Annotated in this window: 18 protein-coding genes; 16 read left to right on the forward strand and 2 right to left on the reverse strand. The window is 33.0% G+C overall.

Going from position 1 to position 17,804, the window contains the following annotated elements; all coding sequences use genetic code 11:
* Window positions 1–284 precede the first annotated feature (284 nt).
* On the forward strand, window positions 285–1,868 hold the full coding sequence (locus ACVYAD_RS22825; protein WP_476428040.1) for a DNA cytosine methyltransferase: 1,584 nt from the start codon (window positions 285–287) through the stop codon (window positions 1,866–1,868).
* Window positions 1,869–1,945: 77 nt separating this feature from the next.
* Here the strand turns inward: ACVYAD_RS22825 and ACVYAD_RS22830 are convergent, their stop codons facing one another.
* On the reverse strand, window positions 1,946–2,074 hold the full coding sequence (locus tag ACVYAD_RS22830; protein ID WP_476428041.1) for a hypothetical protein: 129 nt from the start codon (window positions 2,072–2,074) through the stop codon (window positions 1,946–1,948).
* 356 nt (window positions 2,075–2,430) lie between these two features.
* Here ACVYAD_RS22830 and ACVYAD_RS22835 point away from each other — a divergent pair, with 356 nt between their 5' ends.
* The 4 genes from ACVYAD_RS22835 to ACVYAD_RS22850 all read left to right on the forward strand — a co-directional run bounded on the left by ACVYAD_RS22835 (window position 2,431) and on the right by ACVYAD_RS22850 (window position 5,622).
* Window positions 2,431–3,051: a hypothetical protein gene (locus ACVYAD_RS22835; protein WP_476428042.1), complete on the forward strand. Its 621-nt coding sequence runs from the start codon at window positions 2,431–2,433 to the stop codon at window positions 3,049–3,051.
* Window positions 3,052–3,202: 151 nt separating this feature from the next.
* Complete coding sequence (locus ACVYAD_RS22840) at window positions 3,203–3,475, forward strand: winged helix-turn-helix transcriptional regulator (RefSeq protein WP_476428043.1); 273 nt, start codon at window positions 3,203–3,205, stop codon at window positions 3,473–3,475.
* Window positions 3,476–3,626: 151 nt separating this feature from the next.
* Entirely contained in the window at window positions 3,627–4,961 is a 1,335-nt protein-coding gene (locus tag ACVYAD_RS22845; protein ID WP_476428044.1) for a ParM/StbA family protein, read from the forward strand.
* A gap of 76 nt (window positions 4,962–5,037) precedes the next feature.
* A complete protein-coding gene (locus tag ACVYAD_RS22850; RefSeq protein WP_476428045.1) occupies window positions 5,038–5,622 on the forward strand; it encodes a hypothetical protein in 585 nt (194 codons plus the stop codon).
* Window positions 5,623–6,145: 523 nt separating this feature from the next.
* On the opposite strand, the gene ACVYAD_RS22855 is transcribed toward ACVYAD_RS22850, so the two are convergent.
* Window positions 6,146–6,382, reverse strand: coding sequence for a helix-turn-helix domain-containing protein (locus ACVYAD_RS22855; RefSeq protein ID WP_476428046.1), 237 nt, complete (start codon window positions 6,380–6,382; stop codon window positions 6,146–6,148).
* A 742-nt stretch (window positions 6,383–7,124) separates the two neighbouring features.
* On the opposite strand from ACVYAD_RS22855, the gene ACVYAD_RS22860 reads away from it, so the two are divergent.
* From ACVYAD_RS22860 to ACVYAD_RS22910, 11 genes are all read left to right on the forward strand, one after another.
* Window positions 7,125–7,607 carry a hypothetical protein gene (locus ACVYAD_RS22860; protein WP_476428047.1) on the forward strand — a complete coding sequence of 161 codons (483 nt, stop codon included), beginning with the start codon at window positions 7,125–7,127 and terminating at the stop codon, window positions 7,605–7,607.
* A gap of 15 nt (window positions 7,608–7,622) precedes the next feature.
* Complete coding sequence (locus ACVYAD_RS22865) at window positions 7,623–8,846, forward strand: S-layer homology domain-containing protein (protein WP_476428048.1); 1,224 nt, start codon at window positions 7,623–7,625, stop codon at window positions 8,844–8,846.
* 16 nt (window positions 8,847–8,862) lie between these two features.
* Window positions 8,863–11,247, forward strand: a complete 2,385-nt coding sequence (locus ACVYAD_RS22870) for a hypothetical protein (RefSeq protein ID WP_476428049.1) — start codon at window positions 8,863–8,865, stop codon at window positions 11,245–11,247.
* A 13-nt stretch (window positions 11,248–11,260) separates the two neighbouring features.
* The gene (locus ACVYAD_RS22875) at window positions 11,261–11,704 is read left to right on the forward strand and encodes a hypothetical protein (protein ID WP_476428050.1); all 444 of its coding nucleotides are present in this window, start codon (window positions 11,261–11,263) and stop codon (window positions 11,702–11,704) included.
* A 17-nt stretch (window positions 11,705–11,721) separates the two neighbouring features.
* A complete protein-coding gene (locus ACVYAD_RS22880; protein ID WP_476428051.1) occupies window positions 11,722–12,549 on the forward strand; it encodes a CpaB family protein in 828 nt (275 codons plus the stop codon).
* Entirely contained in the window at window positions 12,533–13,390 is an 858-nt protein-coding gene (locus ACVYAD_RS22885; protein ID WP_476428052.1) for a hypothetical protein, read from the forward strand. The genes ACVYAD_RS22880 and ACVYAD_RS22885 overlap by 17 nt, the downstream gene beginning before the upstream one ends.
* Before the next feature lie 2 nt (window positions 13,391–13,392).
* Window positions 13,393–14,799: an ATPase, T2SS/T4P/T4SS family gene (locus ACVYAD_RS22890; protein WP_476428053.1), complete on the forward strand. Its 1,407-nt coding sequence runs from the start codon at window positions 13,393–13,395 to the stop codon at window positions 14,797–14,799.
* A gap of 71 nt (window positions 14,800–14,870) precedes the next feature.
* Complete coding sequence (locus tag ACVYAD_RS22895; RefSeq protein ID WP_476428054.1) at window positions 14,871–15,845, forward strand: hypothetical protein; 975 nt, start codon at window positions 14,871–14,873, stop codon at window positions 15,843–15,845.
* Between the two features lie 126 nt (window positions 15,846–15,971).
* Entirely contained in the window at window positions 15,972–16,727 is a 756-nt protein-coding gene (locus ACVYAD_RS22900; protein WP_476428055.1) for a hypothetical protein, read from the forward strand.
* A 143-nt stretch (window positions 16,728–16,870) separates the two neighbouring features.
* Complete coding sequence (locus ACVYAD_RS22905; protein ID WP_476428056.1) at window positions 16,871–17,134, forward strand: hypothetical protein; 264 nt, start codon at window positions 16,871–16,873, stop codon at window positions 17,132–17,134.
* Between the two features lie 87 nt (window positions 17,135–17,221).
* Window positions 17,222–17,605 carry a DUF4320 family protein gene (locus ACVYAD_RS22910; RefSeq protein ID WP_476428057.1) on the forward strand — a complete coding sequence of 128 codons (384 nt, stop codon included), beginning with the start codon at window positions 17,222–17,224 and terminating at the stop codon, window positions 17,603–17,605.
* The last annotated feature ends 199 nt before the right edge of the window (window positions 17,606–17,804 follow it).

Genomic DNA, 17,804 nt, shown 5'->3' on the forward strand with positions numbered 1-17,804 from the left:
TTTCCCTTTGGCGCAGCGCAATCTACCAACTTAACGCCTGACATCGGCCTGGAATTGGGCGAGCCTCGCTACTCTTCCCAATCCCCTGCCGTGCAGGCGTAACACAGCTCCAGCAAGGGGCAAAAAACTTTTTCTAAGCATGCCTGGAGGCAGAAAAAGTTTTTGTGCTGTTAACCCTTGCTTCGCTCTGTTGGCGTTGGTTAGCCTGCAGCAACCAAAGGGGAAAAATTATCCCTTTTGGGGAACATTTAGCGCTTTGCCAAAAGCAAAAAGGAGCAGAACCAATGATAAAAACAAGAAAAGCAAAAAAATCAAATCGTGGTTTATATATTCAAGATATTGAGCTTCAGCAAACAAATTTTGAAATCGGTACTCACTTTAAATACATTGTGGATCAGGTTCATAAAAAAATTGTTATTCTGCCTTCAGATGAAAATACTCCTAATATGGTATCTAAAAGAACCGTAAAAAATGGTCAGAAACCTGTTCTTGATATTCGGAATAAAAAAGCCCTGGAAGTATTTGATGATGCTGATTATCTTCAAATTGAAATCCATGAAAATGAAATTTATGTTAGTGGCTATAAAAATGAAGAAAAAAGCATTGGATCTTCACTCAAAAATAAAGTTCAACGATTTATTTCCAAAAAGAAAAATGTAATAGATATTTCTTCTTTAATTAATGTGAAAAAGACTTTCGATGTTGTTTTATCGAAGAAGGAATTAGATGAAGTTGTTGGCCAAAGTGCATATCAACAATTATCGTTATTTGATGAAGTAATTGAACAAACAGAATCATTTACAAAAAAATCGGTTAACTACATAAAAAAAGCAATTCATAATCTTCATATCCAATTAAAAGCTATTAGTTGCTACAGCGGATGTGGCATTATGGATAGTGCCTTTGTAGATGAAGGATATGATGTTGTTTTTGCCTTAGAGCTAGAGGAAGATGCTGTTAAAACATATCGCTATAATCATAAAAACCCTATCCATCATGGAGATATAAGGGAATTTGATAAGTCAATTTTTGGACAGATCGGTGCGCCAGTTATGTTTGCTGGGCCACCATGCCAGGATCTAACGCCAGCAAATCAAAGAAAAGATAAGGAAAAATATTTAGATAGTCCGAAAAATAAATTGCTCAAAGAATACCTTGAATCAGTGAAGGCGAATCCAAATTGCCAAGTAGTTGTGATAGAAAATGTACCTCAGCTATTAACTGCTGGTGATGGACGGTTTAAAAAAGAAATTGAGAACGAGTTATCAGATTTTGAAGTTACTTCAGGTGTACTCACAGCGTCAGACTATGGAGATCCACAAGATAGAAATAGAGCGTTTGTAATTGGATCTAAAATTGGACGAATTGAGCTACCAAAACCAACACATAAACCTGAAGATTATGTAACCGTAGAACAGGCATTTGATGGATTAAATAATGATATACCAAACCAACTTGATTTCTCGAAGCCACGAATAGATACGGTTGAACGAATGTCCCATGTTCCACAAGGTGGTAATTGGAGAAACGTTCCGATGCATTTGCTACCTAAAAGTATGTCAAAAGGGAATACACATAGTTCAATATACAGACGGTTGCAAAATAACAAACCATCTATTACCATCACAAATCCAAGAAAGTCATTAATAACGCATCCTGAATTGAATAGAACATTATCTGTTAGAGAATGTGCAAGATTATTTAGCGTAAAAGATGATTTTGTTTTTAAAGGTAAGCTGGATTCTATGCAACAAATGATCTGTAATGCTGTACCTGTAAAAATGGTAAGAGCAATAGCTAAACAAATCAAAAATAAAATTGTAGAACATAATTCAATGGTTGCTAGAAATAACTTTTCACTTGTTTAGTAAAGTCATTAATAAAATGAATATAGATTTTGTTAAATTTGATTATAAATTTACTAGATGGCCCTTAGAAGCAAAGTTTAACTTTTAGGGGCCTTTTTAGTAGCCTTCTTTTTCTTTTTATTAGGGTAAGTAGGGAAACCATAACGTTCGGATTGTTTTTTTACACCTTCAATAATCTTACGTCTTTTTTCTTCTGTTGTACTCATGTACCTATCACCTCATATTATTTTTTACTTTGAGTATGACCAAAATAAATTTTTCTTAAACTCCTCATACACAACAGATCCAAAAAAATAGCTTTAGTTCAAATTGAATTGAACTAATTTAAACTAATTTAAACTAGTTTAAATTAGTTGTAAGGGCAGATAACCATAAATTTGAATATAACTAAAGAGGACTTAGGACACTAGGCTATTGAGGGACGAGGGAAGTGGAAAAAAATAATCTTCTGTAAACGTTCTAGGACAAGGGCAGATGGCCATAAAGTGGACTATAACTAAAAGAGGACATAGGACACTAAGACACAGTCCTAAAAATATTTTGCTATTGGGGGTTGAGGGAAGTGGAAAAAAAGGGCGAAAGAGGTCAACGTTCAGATAAGAAACGTGATGTAAAGCCCACTTTGAAATTGGATTTAAAAGATGCAATTTATCGTTTATCACACATCACATACACTCCAGTAAAAGACGTTTGTCCATCTCTTTGCATGTACGTCATAAAAGATCGGAATGTAATTGAACACTTGTCTCAATTTTTTAAAAGAGATTTATTGTTTGATACCACTATTTTCCGTGGTCATGTTAGTAACAAAACAGTAGAGAAACGAATTAATGATCCTGGTGAAAGAGTCACAATTAGATTTTCTCAAAGAGAATATTCAGCAATTGCGTTATTAGCTTTTGCACTAGATTGTACTGTATCAAGAGCAACCGCAATTTTATTGGAAATAAGCATGAGCCAAGCAAAGTTTGTAAATGCTTATATAAAAGAATTCTTACAACATGAATTAACAGAGTCAGAAATGAGAGAATTTAAAGAGATATTAAGATATATAAACAGAACAGGTGAATCGCACCATTCTTGGGCCTCGTTGCTTGCACATGTTGTGGATGAGGTAGGTTCGCCAGTGAATAGGATTAAGGAGGCTATTAGTAGTTTCATTGATTTAAATTGGAGAGAATAAAGAAATGTCTAAAATCCAAGACGGCAATTGGCTATCTTGGTCTTTTTTGTATCAATGGTAAAACTTAATGGAAATAATTAATGTAATCGTATCATATTGTATTGTATTATATCGTATAGTATGTTATGATATTTACAAGGAGGTAGAAATCATGCCGTTATCAATTCCACTTGAAGAAGTAATAAAAACATTGAATGACACAAGTTGGCAATTATTAAAGTTGATTCAAGAAAATCCGAATTATTCATTCAAAGATATTCGTAATGAATCAAACCTAAGTCAAGAAAGATGTTATAAGGAACTTTGCAGACTAGAGGGTGGTGTATTGGTTGTAACAAATCGAGACCAATCTGACCGTAGAGTTAATGGATATAGTATTACACAGTATGGTCAAGCTGCACTTGAACATTATTACAAAAAGTAAATTAGTTTAAACTAATTTAAACTAATAGAACTAAATTAATTTAAACTAATTTAGTCAAAATGAAACGAATTAAATTAAATCGAATTAGATAAAAATAACTAAATTAAACTAATTTAAACTAGTTTAAATTAAACTACTAGGAGGGTTTTAAATGAGCAATATTTCAAATAAAGAAACGACAATGATGTTATTTACAGGTATTGATCCAGGGAATATTACTACAAAAATCTCATTTCTAAATAATGCAGGTAATCCAGAAAGCTTTAATATACCAACGGTGATTTCTAAAGCTCCTGAAACAGCTGTAAATTACAATCAACAATTTGATAAAAGTAACTCTCAATTAGTTGAGGATTATATTCATATTAGAGTAAAATCTAATGCTTTAGGTAAGGACGAAAGCAATAAAACATTTTATGTTGGAGAAATCGCTAAAAATGGTGCTGAAAAAGAACAGCCTAAAATGTTAGGGAATGGTGATTCAGAAGATAAATTTACAGATAGCAATAGTAAAGTGTTTATTCTTCCAATTTTAGCTGGTATGGCGATTGCTGCAATTAAAAACGGACAAAGAAATGTTATTGCTCCCTTATCTACTGGCATGCCATCGAAAAGTTATTTGAAGCATGAACAATCATTAAAACAACGATTCATAGGTGAGCATAGTATTACATTTATTGATGGGCCGTATGTTGATCAGGAAGTTAAAATTACAATATTACCGAACCAAGCTCAAATACATGCTGAAAGTGTTACAACTGCCATCGCTTTGAAATATGATGTTCAAAAGTTTCAAATTGTAGAAACGGAACTAAAAGAAAAATTAAATGGCAAAACATATACAATAGCAGACTTAGGAGCAGGTACAAGTGATAAAGCTGTCTTTAGTGAAGATGGACTAGATAAAGTAATGACTCGTTATCTAGCGGAGGCTGATAATCTAAGTCAGGTTGGTACAAACGGCTACATTGACCGTATTATAGATGCTGTTTATAACGATCCAGCTTTTGCTTCTCAACGAGCTATAATTGAAAAAATTGATGATGAATCACGTAAACCTTCAGAATTGACATCACGAGAAATATTTATGAAAAAGATCATTAAGCCAGTAATTGATAATTTCTTTGAATTACAAAAAAATGATCCTGATGTAAAAGTGGAAGATGCTCTGAAATTCCATTTTTCATGGACGAGTGCAAGGAATATTGACATTACAGAGCATGTAATGAAAGAAATGACATCATACGCTGAAAAACAGATGCTAAATATTGAAACAGTATGGGTTAATGCGAATACTGATTACATTTTAGTTGTTGGTGGTGGTTTATTATTCGGTTACTTTGGCGGAATGAATAAACTTGAAGAAATAGGAGCTTTAATTCCTAATTTGTTAGACTCGCAGTATTTTAACAGCAAAGCGTATTTAATTATAAATTATTTAACAAATATGCCGACTGTTGAAGAAGTAGCTAGTACTAATAATTGATTAAAAATAAGAGGTGATAAACTCACCTCTTATAATGATTTTAGTTATCGTGCCTGGAAAGGAGCTGAACTTATTAATGAATAATGAGAAAGGCTATATATCTGCTGGAAAGGGTTTCTCTTTCACTCCTTCAAGAAATGCAAATTGGATTGATGAATATAATGATATGCTGAAGGTTGAAGATGTCAGTAGGAATAAATTAACGGAGAAACTGATTGTTCTTGGCATTGAGGCGAAGAAAAATAATCACAATTTGAATGAAGTGAAAAAAATACATTCAGATGTAGAGTCTTTTGTGATAAATAGTCCGTTGTTTTCAAAAGAACAAATCGAATTGCTTCATACAGCACATTACAGTAAGATAATCGAATCGTTTGTTCTTCAACTATTCAGCTCTACAGCAAGCGTAGAAAAGCAAGTTATGAATACATTTGCTTTAGAACAAAAAGCTATTGAAAGCCCTTCTGTAGTGCCGATTGAAAGCCCTTTGGTAGCCAACGAACCATCAAGTGAGGATTCAAAAGGCGGTATTGTTGTTGAAGCAGTAGCAGCGACTGTTCAAGTTGAAGATAATAAGGAGTCTGAAGGAAATTCGAAACCTTTAAAAAAAGCAAATCCAGCTGAGATCCATAAATTATTGAGAAGTTTTAAAGAAGATTAACACGCTTATTATAGCGTGTTTTTTTATATAAAAGCATACGTATACACGTTTTATCGTAGAAAAGTAAATTAGTTTAAACTAGTTTAACTTAGTTTAAATTAGTTCATTTTTGAACTGAATCTACTTTTCTTGGGTCTGTTGTGTTCGAAATGTTATAGAAATCGCAAGAAATGCATTAATTTCACCGCAAAAAAGTAAACTAGTTTAAACTAGTTCGTTTTTGAACCTAAGTTACTTTTTGAGGTTGTTGCATCCGAAATGCTATGAAAGTAGCAGGAAACAAAATAACCAGACGACTATAACAATCGCCTGGATTAACTAGTATTTTTTCAGCTGGCAAAACTACTAATCTTCTAAGTAGTTAATGATATTTCCGTTTTTATCACATTCAACTAACTCGTTATAAAAATGCCCACGCTGTTCGGCCCACTTTAAGTAGGCATTCACGTTTTCGAATTCCTCTTGTAATGCTTCATCCTCATGGAAGATTTCAGAGTGCTCACGTACTGCAATTTCAGTCCATTCAGCCCATTGTTTTAACTACTTCAGTATCAGTGTTTTTTAAGAACATCTTCTTTTTCTCCAGTCCTTCTAGTCGGTATTTTTTAGGGTTAGATTGCGTTGCGTCAATAGCCCAACTATTCCCGATTTTTTTAGCGACGACTTCACCAGTTTTGCACATACGTTTAATGTGATCTTGACTTAATCCCCATAATTCTGAAGCTTCTTTTGTGTCGATAATGTTATCTAAAATATTCATATTAAACCCCTTTTCGAATTATCCGACATCGGCCATTTGTTAATACAAGTATACCACGGACAATAATGTCCGTCGACGGATAATTGAGGTTGTTTTATTCATTTTAAAACTAAAAAAAATCCTGCTAATTCTGCAGACTTCCCATAAATTATTAGCTTTGTATTAGTGCAATAATTTCATCTTAAAAATCAAGTTAGTTTAAACTAGTTTGAATTAGTTTTTTTATTACAAAAAATAAATTAGTTTAAACTAGTTTGGAGTGGTTTAGGTTAGCTCGTTCTTTAAATTAGAGCTACAGTGGATCCAGGCCAGTTAAATAAATTGCACAACAGAATAGTACTAGCAAGAGCAATCTCAAGATTGCTCTTTTATTTTTGTATGAAATCTTTAGCCAGGCCAGGAAAACAAAAAACGTTCTCTAGTTATCTATAGGTGCCACTGTAGCATTAATAAGATAGTTAAAACTGAACGGATAGAAGTACCTGTGCATGTTATTCAAAACATTGGTAAAACGATAATAAATATAGGAAGTAATTAAAAATCTTAAACTGAAAGTAGCTCAAAACAGCTTTTTATCTATTATTATATTTACAAATTAAATTATATTTTCTTTGTGTATGATATTTACAAGAAACTTTTTTTCATTTATAATATAATAAAAGGTAAATAAACGTAACTTTAGTTTTTATTACTATAAAGGCAAAAGATTATAAAAGGGGGCTAGTTAATATAGAGGTGAAACATGACATTTGAAATTCATATCTTTGAAGTCTTTCTTTTGGTTTATATGGCTTTCAATTGTTACACAGATTTCAAATGGTTAATTACAAAAAATATATGGCACTTAACTTTTCTAAACTGTATAGCTTTTTATTCTCTTGTAGCTAAGTCCACCCCGGACATGTTAATTATGATGATGTTTGGCTTTTTCATTGCTTACACCTTAAGTAAACTACCAGGGGTAGAATTAGGGGCTGGAGACTTCAAAATGCTTTCAGTTATATCATCTTTTTTAGGGGCTGTATATGGAGTGGTAATTAGTAAATTTGCAATCTTTATAGTGCTATATTTATTTAGTGATTTTCTGATCGGTTTAATTTTACGCTTAATTAGTAAGAGGTATAAAAAGATTATCCGTTTTGGAAGTTACAAAGTTGAAAATGGCTATATTGAAATGCCACAGGCTATACCACTTTTTATTGCGTGTGTATCAATAATTATTTAATTGGAGGGAATTGAAGTGAAAAAATCATCAATTTTTGCAATGGCATTAACTGCATCGTTAATAACACCAGCAATTGTTGCTCCTTACGCAACACCTGTAGAGGCTGCAGTTGCAACGACAAAGTTTAAGGATGTTCCTTCGTCTCATTGGGCGTACAAGGCGATTACAGAAGTAGCGAAGAAGGGGCTTGTTACAGGCTATTCTGACGGTACATATAAACCTTCGGCACAAGTTACTCGTGCTGAGTTTGCGACATTCTTATCTAGGGTGTTCGATAGTAAAGATCGCACTACTGCGAAATTTACAGATGTAGGTTCACATTGGGCAATGGATGCCATTCAAGAAGGATTAGCAGTTGGATTTATTCAAGCGAGCGACTTTACGAACAATAAATTTGAGCCAAACAGACCAATGACACGTGGCGAAATGTCACGTTGGCTTGCAAATGGTCTAGCTAGTGCAAATCCTGAATATGCAAAAGCAATTGAGGAAATGGCAAAATCAAGCCTTACCTTAATTCCAATTCCAGAGTTCTACAAAGGTGGGGTAAACAAAAAAGATTTACCGTACATCGGGGTAATGTTAGGCACTGGATTACTTTCAGGTTATGAAGATTTCACATTTAAACCGAATGGCAATACAACTCGTGCTGAGGTTGCAACGATTCTTATTCGCTTTATGGATGCTATGAAGAAATCGCCAAAGGATTTCACTGGATTAGAGGAGCTAAGAGAGGTTGCTAACACAGGTACAAACATCTTAACTCTAACTAACTATGAAAAATCAAAATTTGGTGGTTATGAAGATGTACTAGGAAAGCAACACACTTATTTAAATAAAGCTGGCGTAGCAACAATTGAACGTGCGATTTTTGTTGATACTACAGGTAAAACAGCAAAAGGAATCTATAAAGACATGTTCTTTGACGAGTCCGAGGAAGCATTAAGATTAAATAGAAATTCATATCGTATTTTTTATGAATACACTTTTGAGCCTAGCCGTGATGTAAGTTTCCAAAGTGTTAGGAACGGTTCTGATATGCATTATGCATCACAAGATATTGTGGAAAAATCAAAAATTGAACAATTTAAAATTCCATCTCCTAAAAGTTATATAAACAATGATTTTAAAAAGGGTGAAAATTACAGATTCTGGGGTGCTAACGGAGTTAAGAATGGTGGGGATGTTAGTGGCAGAGCAGATGATGGAAGTCGGTTCTATTATGTAATTCCGAAATAAAGGAGTAGACATGATCGTGAACAAATTTAAAAATAGACTAATTTGTATTATATCGTTCATAGCAGTTTTTATTTTTTGGTTTAATATTGGTGGTTCAATTTCTGCATCGGCAGAACGAATTTATGTTGAATCTAACCCAATCCCAATAAATCCTATCGTACATTGGTGGCAAATAGATGATGGCTCCTTTAAGGCATTGAACTTCGCAGGAGAGATTACATCCCCGAAAGGGTGGAAACAGGACAAGCCTGTTCCAGAAACTAAAATAATAGAAAATAGACTTAATTTAAATAACTATCCAATGCCTAGTGTTTATCGTGATAAAAACGGTATAGAATACCCAGCGTCAGATGTAATAGATAAAGAAGCGATGAACCCTGAGTGGGATAGTCAGTCTGAAGGATACAATTATAGGGGAGTCAGCAAAGAAATTATATATAAGACTACTCTACGAATTTACGTGGAAACTGGCGGTATATATAAATATTCTCTTTACGACGAGTATGGAAAAAATCCGCATGGCGAACCAAAGGTTAACGTTTCCTATCCTACTCCTATGTACATCACATGGAAAGGCTACATAGAAAAAGGTGGCGAATCAGGAGGAGGAGACCCTACTGGGGATGTTTGTCCGATACCAAAAGATGTACCCAAACGATATGAACATGAACTTGATTTAATTGTTAGCCGTTTAGATGCTCGTACAGTAGACATTGATACGAATACGAAAACAGACGTTTATGTAGAAAGAGCCGATTTTTCAAGTTCAAGAGAACAAGCTAAACAAGAATTCAACGATTACATCGAAGATACTAAAGCTAAAAAAGCTGATTGTGAAGCATTGATAAACAAATGGGAAGCAGAAAAGGCAGCGTTAGAAGCGAAAAAATCAAGTTTGGAATCAGAGTATTCAAGTTGTCTAAACAGTGGATGGTACGATGACGATGGAAGGTATCATTCACCGAGCTGTGGCGGGTATTCTAGTCAAATTTCTTCTGTTCAATCAGAAATATCATCGACAGAAGCTAAAATCAGTAAAGGTAAGGCAATGTTGCCGGTTTACGATCAAAAATTAAAGTTGGCCCAGGATGAATTGAATTACATTAAGTCCAATGAAAGTAAATATCAAACGGTACAACCAACAGTAGATTTAAAATATGATGGTTCCGCAGTAGGCCAAATTACAGTTAGCTTAACGGAAGGCCAAAAACAACGCTATTCATTCCCTGGTTGGAAGGTAACACAACAAGGAAAAGACATTATGTCTCAAATTAATAGTAGTGGGCCATATCAAGAATTTAAGTATACGGATTTAAAAGGCCGACAACAGCAATCATTGGGTTATAACACATCATTAGGGCATGTTTTATATTCAAATACAAGCTCTAACAACTGGAAAGATACAGGACAATATGTAGCCACTTATAAAGGCCCGTCATGTCCAGCTTTTGAATCAGACCAATATTTTAAGACTCAAACAGTACAGGATATAGTCCGTACTGTAAACGAAAATGGAAATAAACGTAAAATTTACGAAGTTTTAACAACTAATTTTACAAAACTACCTAGAGAAAAAATGCGAGCAGGGTACGGTTTTGAGTATGTCATTACAAGTGTGTATAAAAATAATGATATGGAACCCGAACCAGCTAATGCAACAGGTACAAAAGAGGTTGAAAGCTACTTCCCAACTTTAAGAAATTATCAACCATATAAAAGAGGTGGCGCACGTACTGAATTCGATTTGTACGGAAACGTTATACCATACGGTGGTATGGATGAAGGGTATTTAGTGCAAATGGAAACAAAAAATGCATCTGTTCAAAGAGATGAAACAAAAAATTGGATTTTACCTCCTGTGGCAGTAGAAGAATTCAGTGGTAACATTTTCACAATGAATAATAGAGACCATATTAATCATGCGAATCGTAACATAAACGAAAACTTATTAACGGTTGATAAAAAAGGGAACCCATTACACAAATGGTATACAAACTTTACCGATCCTGACGGTGTTTATGATTTTCGGGTAAGAACATTAAACGCTGGTGTAAATCATTTAAATACATGTCACAACGCAAAGGTACTAGTTGAAGGAACCATTACCGGTGATCCGAAAGGTAACGATGATTATGTAAAACGTGCTGTAACACCGGAAAATCCATTTCCTGCAGGCGTAGGGTGGAATTGGGATGGTGAAGTTGACAAAATAACTAATCTAACAGATTGGTATTTACATTGGTATGCGAAGCCGTCAGATGCACCTATAAATCAATATAGAAAGACTTTTTATTTAACGCCCAAAATCATGAAAGAAATTAATAAATACACTCAAAAACATCCTCAAATCATTTTAGGGGAGTCAGTAATGGATGAAGTTTCTATTCCTATGGATAAGTAGGAGGAAAAAATAAATGAGAACTTACACCCAAGCTATATTTCTATTTATTGCATTAATGATTATCACAAGTTTTATATTTTCGTTCGAGTATTTCAGTATAGGGGATAGTGATAATCAAACAGCTGTGGTCAACTCAGCTCGAAACGCAATGACTGAAGCTATTAATTTAGGAAACGCAACAGTTAACGAGGAAATAACAATTAATGAAGATGTCGCAATTGAAGCATCATTGCGAATGTACGCTGCTAGTGCGGATTTTTATGATGGAGCGAGATATTTAAGGATTTACGATGTGAAAAGTGAACCAGCTATGATAGCAGCCGAATCCTATTTAGAAATAGGTACGCAATTTAGGAAAATGGCGAAGATATACAAGCCAGACATAGAACTTAAGCCAGACATAGGACGAAGTAGGGAAATAGTAATTTACGAAGCGAAAAGTCTTGTCAAACCATAGGTGAGGAGAGAGAAATATTGAAAAAGAGTTGGAAAAAACGCCTTATTCCGCTGATTATAACTATACTTCTAATTCTAAGTATAGTCGTGTATACGAATATGAAAATTGATTCTGAAGTAAATGAAAAAGTTGTTTACGTTACTAAGGTAGATATTCCACCACGAACAAAAATTACTCAGGATATGATTACTAAACATTCTACACCAAGTAGAGGTATTCCGTTAAATGCGATAACAAAGCCTGAGGATATTATCGGAAAATGGACAGTAGCAGGATATGGATTGTCGGAAAATTCGTTCATTTATGAAGGGAAAATTGTAAATCAAAGTGAATTGCCAGATGCAGGGTTACTAGAACTGAAAGAAGGCGAAATGGCTATACCATTATTAGTTGATTTAGAAACGTCTTTAGGAAATAGCATCATTCCAGATACACACCTAAATTTGAATTTTAGTAATGTTTCATACGAACAAAGTGATGCAAAAGTAATCTTAGGCCCAGTAGTTGAAAATGTTCGGGTGGTAGCTGTTAAAGATTCTCAAGCTTCAAATGTATTTGATGCTGAAGGAAAAGATAAAACGAATACAAATGAAGTAACAAATACAAGTTCAAAATCACTTGCTAAGATCTACATTTTTGCTGTACCTGAAGAGTTAGGGGATGTAGTTCTAAAAGGAAAAGAAATCGGTAAAGTATTCCCTGTTGTTACAGGTGATGCCTACAAAAGTGATTTAAAAGCCGTTTCTACTCAAAATGAAGTAATTGAGTATATTAAAAACGCTTCAAATCCAAAAGGTGTGAATTCTAAAGAAGGAACAGGTGAAGAATATGCCTCAAATAATTAGTTTTTATAGTCCAGCTGAATCACAAGGGAAACGAACACTGTCATTGGCATTTGCGAATTTATTAGCATGTGAAGGCTACTCAACGCTATATGTAGAGCTGAACATTGATAGGCCTTCAATAGCAGTTACGAATCAAATAACTAACCCACTCCGTAATGCAGTTAAATATTTTCAAGCAACAGTTAATAAAAAAGAATTTGGACTTGACGAATATATCATTAATAAAAATGAACTGCTACAAACTGAAAATAAGCAGCTGAAGCGCATATTCAATGAATACCCTAAAGAGTTGGAATTTTTAGTGCTACCAATTGAATACAATGAAAATTCATTTCCACTTATTGTTGATGGAGAAGAAAAAAATGCTGAAAAGACAGCTCATGATTATATACAAACATTTATGTATACTTTGAAATCAACTAACTATCAATTTGTAATATTAAATTTGCCAAATAACATAAGTAGTATATTTGGCTTTGAGGTTATTGGATTATCGGATACCTTGATAAACATAGTTACACCAAGCGCTAATAGAGTTCATGAGAATAGACAAATACTAAACTATTTGACTAACAATATTCCTGGTTTGCAAGAGCGCTTAAAGGTAATTATTAATCAAGCTAGTTCTGCATTGGACATTCAATCTTATAAAGATTTACTAAAAGAATATGATCCTTTTGTTATCAACTTTGACAATGAACGTCAAGCTAAAGAAATGTCTTTAGAAATGGGTTCACCAATCATAGATGATGAGCTTGAACGCCTGGCCCTTCAATTAAGAATTTCGATTGCTCCTAAAGAGAAAAAGAAAGGTTTTTCAATATTTGGTAGGGGGGAATAGTTGTGAAGAAAAATGTCATAAATTTAAAGGGTCATGAAAACAATTCTAGAAATAAAAACACTATTTCATTACAAAAGGCCGTTTTTAATAAAGATAAAGGAGACCTGAAGAAGCCTGAATTAATCATTAACAATTTAAACAAGCAGGTTGTGGATGATGTTAAAAAATTCTTAGGTGAAAAACACGGTATTACTTTACAAAACAGTTTCGCTAATCAAGAAAAGAAAAATGAATTAAAGACAATTATTCACAACTATGTATCAAGCCGTGAGTTTTTGAATTCTTTTAAAAATGTTATTACAGATTATGATTCTGAAGAATTAGCTGAAATTCTAGTAGAAAAAATTGCTGGTCTTAAAGTGCTGCAATCCCTTGTAGACGATAAGAAAGTAACGGATGTTAAAGTTATTAAGTATGACAATATATGGGCAAAACACATCGAGAAGGGATTATATAAAACGGAATTGGCATTTGAAAGTCATGAAGATTACAAAGAGTTAGTAAGCAGATTTGTATATGCTTCAGGTGCCGTTTTTTCTTATGCTAAACCTTCAACTAATGCTAATTTACCTCAAATGAGGATAAATATTGTGGGTGAAGATCTATCACCTACAATAAACACATCTATTCGTTTAATTTCAAAAGAACTACGTTATAACGAAAAAGAAATGATTAGTAGTGGTTTTGCTTCCAAACCAATGATTCAGTTATTAAAAATAACTTTTGCAAGTAATAGTCATTTAATTGGTGGAGAAACAGGCGCAGGTAAAACGGAGGTTTTGAGATATTTTGCGAAATATTTGCCGAATAATAAAGATATTGTAGTGATTGAGGATACTCCGGAAACATACCTAGATGAACTTTATCCGGAAAAGCCAATTATGATGTGGCGAAATAGGGAAGCTTCAGATGATACAAAATCTGAATTTGGCTATTACTATCACATTCGTAATGCATTACGACAAAACATAAAAATTGCTGTCCTTCAAGAAACTAGGGGGGGCGAAAGTTACTGGATTCTTAGAGCAGCTGCTACTGGTGCAAAAGTTTTTACAACACTTCATGCTACAGATGTTCTAGATATGCCACATTCATATATTGAAATGTGCCAAATCGAAAAAGAACTTTCAGATAACTACTATGGTAAACGTATTACTAAGGCATTTCCTATTGGAATTTATATAAAAGAAATAGGGAATAAACGAGTTATTTATCAAATAGCTAATTATATTGGCTTTGAAGATGGCGAGTTAATAGCAAACATTTTGTTCCAATATAACGAGAAAACAGGAGAGCATGATCAAGTTGGAAAATTATCGGAGGAAACATGGAACCAATTGTTAGCTTTCATACAAAACGAATCAGAGACTAAATTATCGACAATTGCAGAACTATCACCGTACATTTAATCGTGATGATTTGGGAGGTTTTAAAATGACTAATGAGACGAAAAAAGATGTAGTGAATAGGGGGAAATGAAATGTATGAGATTCTTTCATATCTTCCACTAATAATTATAGCAGTTTTAGCTTATTTAGCTTTAACAAGGTTTAGTAAATTACGTGAAAAGGTTAAGCGAAATCGTTTGTCTTATATGCTCGATAGTGTGAAAGGGCCAAATAAAAAAGATGAATTAAAGTCTAAGGTAGCTAACAATCGAATTTTGAAATATCTCTCTTTTGAATATATTAATTCAGAAGCAGCTAAAAACGGATATGAAATGTCAAAGCAAGAATATTTAATTCACTTTGTAATTGGAACAGCTCTTGCTTTATTGATTTCCTTTAGTTACCTTAATTCATTCTTTGTGTTTATGATCCCGTTCTCATTATTAGGTGGCGTTCTGTTGATTGAAAACAAATTACACAAGATATGGATAGAAAACACAGAATTGCAAGAGTCCAAAATAATAGTGTATATGTCCGGGGTAACATCGTCTATCGGAACAATTAAGGATGTAAAAGGAGCGTTAGAAAGTGTATTACCAGCTCTGGAAAGTCCGATTAAAGAAGATGTCGAGAAAGCAATGTTGCATTTAGCAGATGGAAAAGATGTAAAAACGGCATTTGAAGAAATGAATGAAAAGTATAGTTTAAATGAGTTAAAGCATTTCCATGAACAAATGGACATCATTGTTAAGAGTGGTTCCTATGATATTGGTGGATTAATTACCTTAGTTAGAAAAATGAGAAATAAATCTAAGTACCGTCGAATTATACAATCAGACCATAGAGCATCATATCGTATTTGGAAGTTATTCGTCAAAATGACATTTGCTATGCCGATTCTTCTTATAGTATTTGGACATTTTGATAAATTTTTTATAACTTTTAAATCACCTATATTAAGTGCAGGATTTCTCTTAGCAATTATTTTAATGATTATTAGCCATCTAAAACTAGAAAAATTGCAACGATACGATCCGACAATAGATGAAGAAATAAGATTAAATTAAAGCGAGGTGATTAAACTGATCTATTCTAGTCAAATTACTCAATATACCATTTTATTAATAATAATTTTTTCATCTTATATCTTGATTGATAAATTTTTCAAAAGAACTAAGAAGAAAAAATTTATTATGAAAAACTTCCTGCAAAAAGAGGAAGAATCAGAGAATAAATTTTCTTATTTAGACAGATTCACTTCGTTTAAAAAGTATAAAAGTTATATCGAAACTGAATTAAGGGAAGCCGATAGTTCAGAAAGTGTAGAGAAATATTTAATAAAAAGAATCGGTTTTTCATTAATAGTATTTCTGCAATTGGTATTTTTATATGAAATTACTAACTTTAAACTCTTTATTATCATTTCAATACCGGTCTCAGTATATGTGTATATCATGCAGAAAAAGAATTTAGCTAAATTGAAAAATAGAAATTATATAAGAAAGAAAAATCAATTATTAGATTATTTAATCCATTTCGCATTGCTATTAACTAATTACACATCTAAAGAAGCTGTTCTTAGATCTAAAGATTATGCTGGGCCTATGATTAAACCTAAAGTTGAAGTTTTACTTGTAGGTATAAATCTTAATAGTGGCTCACATAAACCCTTTTATGATTTTGCAGATAGTATAAAGATGTATGAGGCTAGAGAGTTTATGGCTGCTGTAGAACAATTAGTAAAAGTAAATGCAAAAGAAGCTAAGCAAATCCTAGACACTCTAATAGAAAATCTACATGCAAAACAGGAAGAAGCATATCAGGAGCAATTGGAAAGACAAGCAGATTTAGTGGAACCTTATATAAATAGTATGTTATATCCACTATTTATAAATTTAATGCTTATGCTTGCTGTGTTGGTTATGGATATATTTTCAAAATTGTTCTAAGGAATTGTGTGTCAATCCAATTATGCCTCAACTGAAAGGGGTGATCTGTATGTAATTTTTGTAAGAAAAAACCAAAATAGTTAATAGTTAACTTATGTTACACTCGTATTTTCCATAATAATAAAAAGTCGGAGGAACCATTTATGAAATCAACTTTACTAAAAATGAAATCAAAATTTAAAAACTTTATCTCTAGTGAAAAATCAGCAAAAGGACAAGCAGAAGAAGGCTTTGGTGTTTTCCAAAACCTCATGATTGGTTTAGCACTTATGGCAATTCTACTCCCTGCAATGTCACTAATTTATAATATCGTGATGAATAATACTGCAGATGGTGTTACAGGGGATATTGACCAAGCTGGCCTAAAACAATGGGCAGATGAAACAAGTGGATTTAATCGAAAATAGATTGATTTAAAGTAAATTTGAAGAGACTTGTTTATCAATTCAAACAAGTCTCTTTTATAATAAACAGTCTTAGAGAGGGGTATTATAATGAAAAGTTATACAGCATATGCAATGATATTCATTCCACTTATTATAGGTGTATTATTTGCGCCTGAAATCATCGTATATGGTATCCAGAGTAGTAAGGTAAATGATGTAGTAGAACAAACTACAAAACACGCTGAACTAGTTGGTGGGATAACACCTGAAGTAGAAGAAAGATTTATTGAAACATTAAAAGAAAAAAAACTAGATCCTGAAAAATTTAAAGTGGAATACAGTAGAAAAGGAACAGTAGAACATCGAGGGAAGTTTGTAGTACAAGTTACAGGATCTTATACTGTAACTTCATTTGGTCTTTTAGGTTATCAATGGCTTACACTTCCAATTGTAGGTGAAGATTCGGGTATTAGTGAGGTATGGATCCGTTAAAAATAAGTTGAATAAATTTAGATGGCCTCTTTTAAAAGAGGTTTTTTTATTTGTTATTAAATTTACATTTACAATGATATTTACAATGTAGTATAATATTTACCGAAGAGATAATATTTTACTTGTTTTAAGGAGGTGTTTTATAGCTGGATTGTCATTTTAGTTTTAAACAAAAGTGATACTATAATTTGGATTGTAA

It is taken from the genome of Lysinibacillus sp. G1-3 (assembly GCF_056322905.1).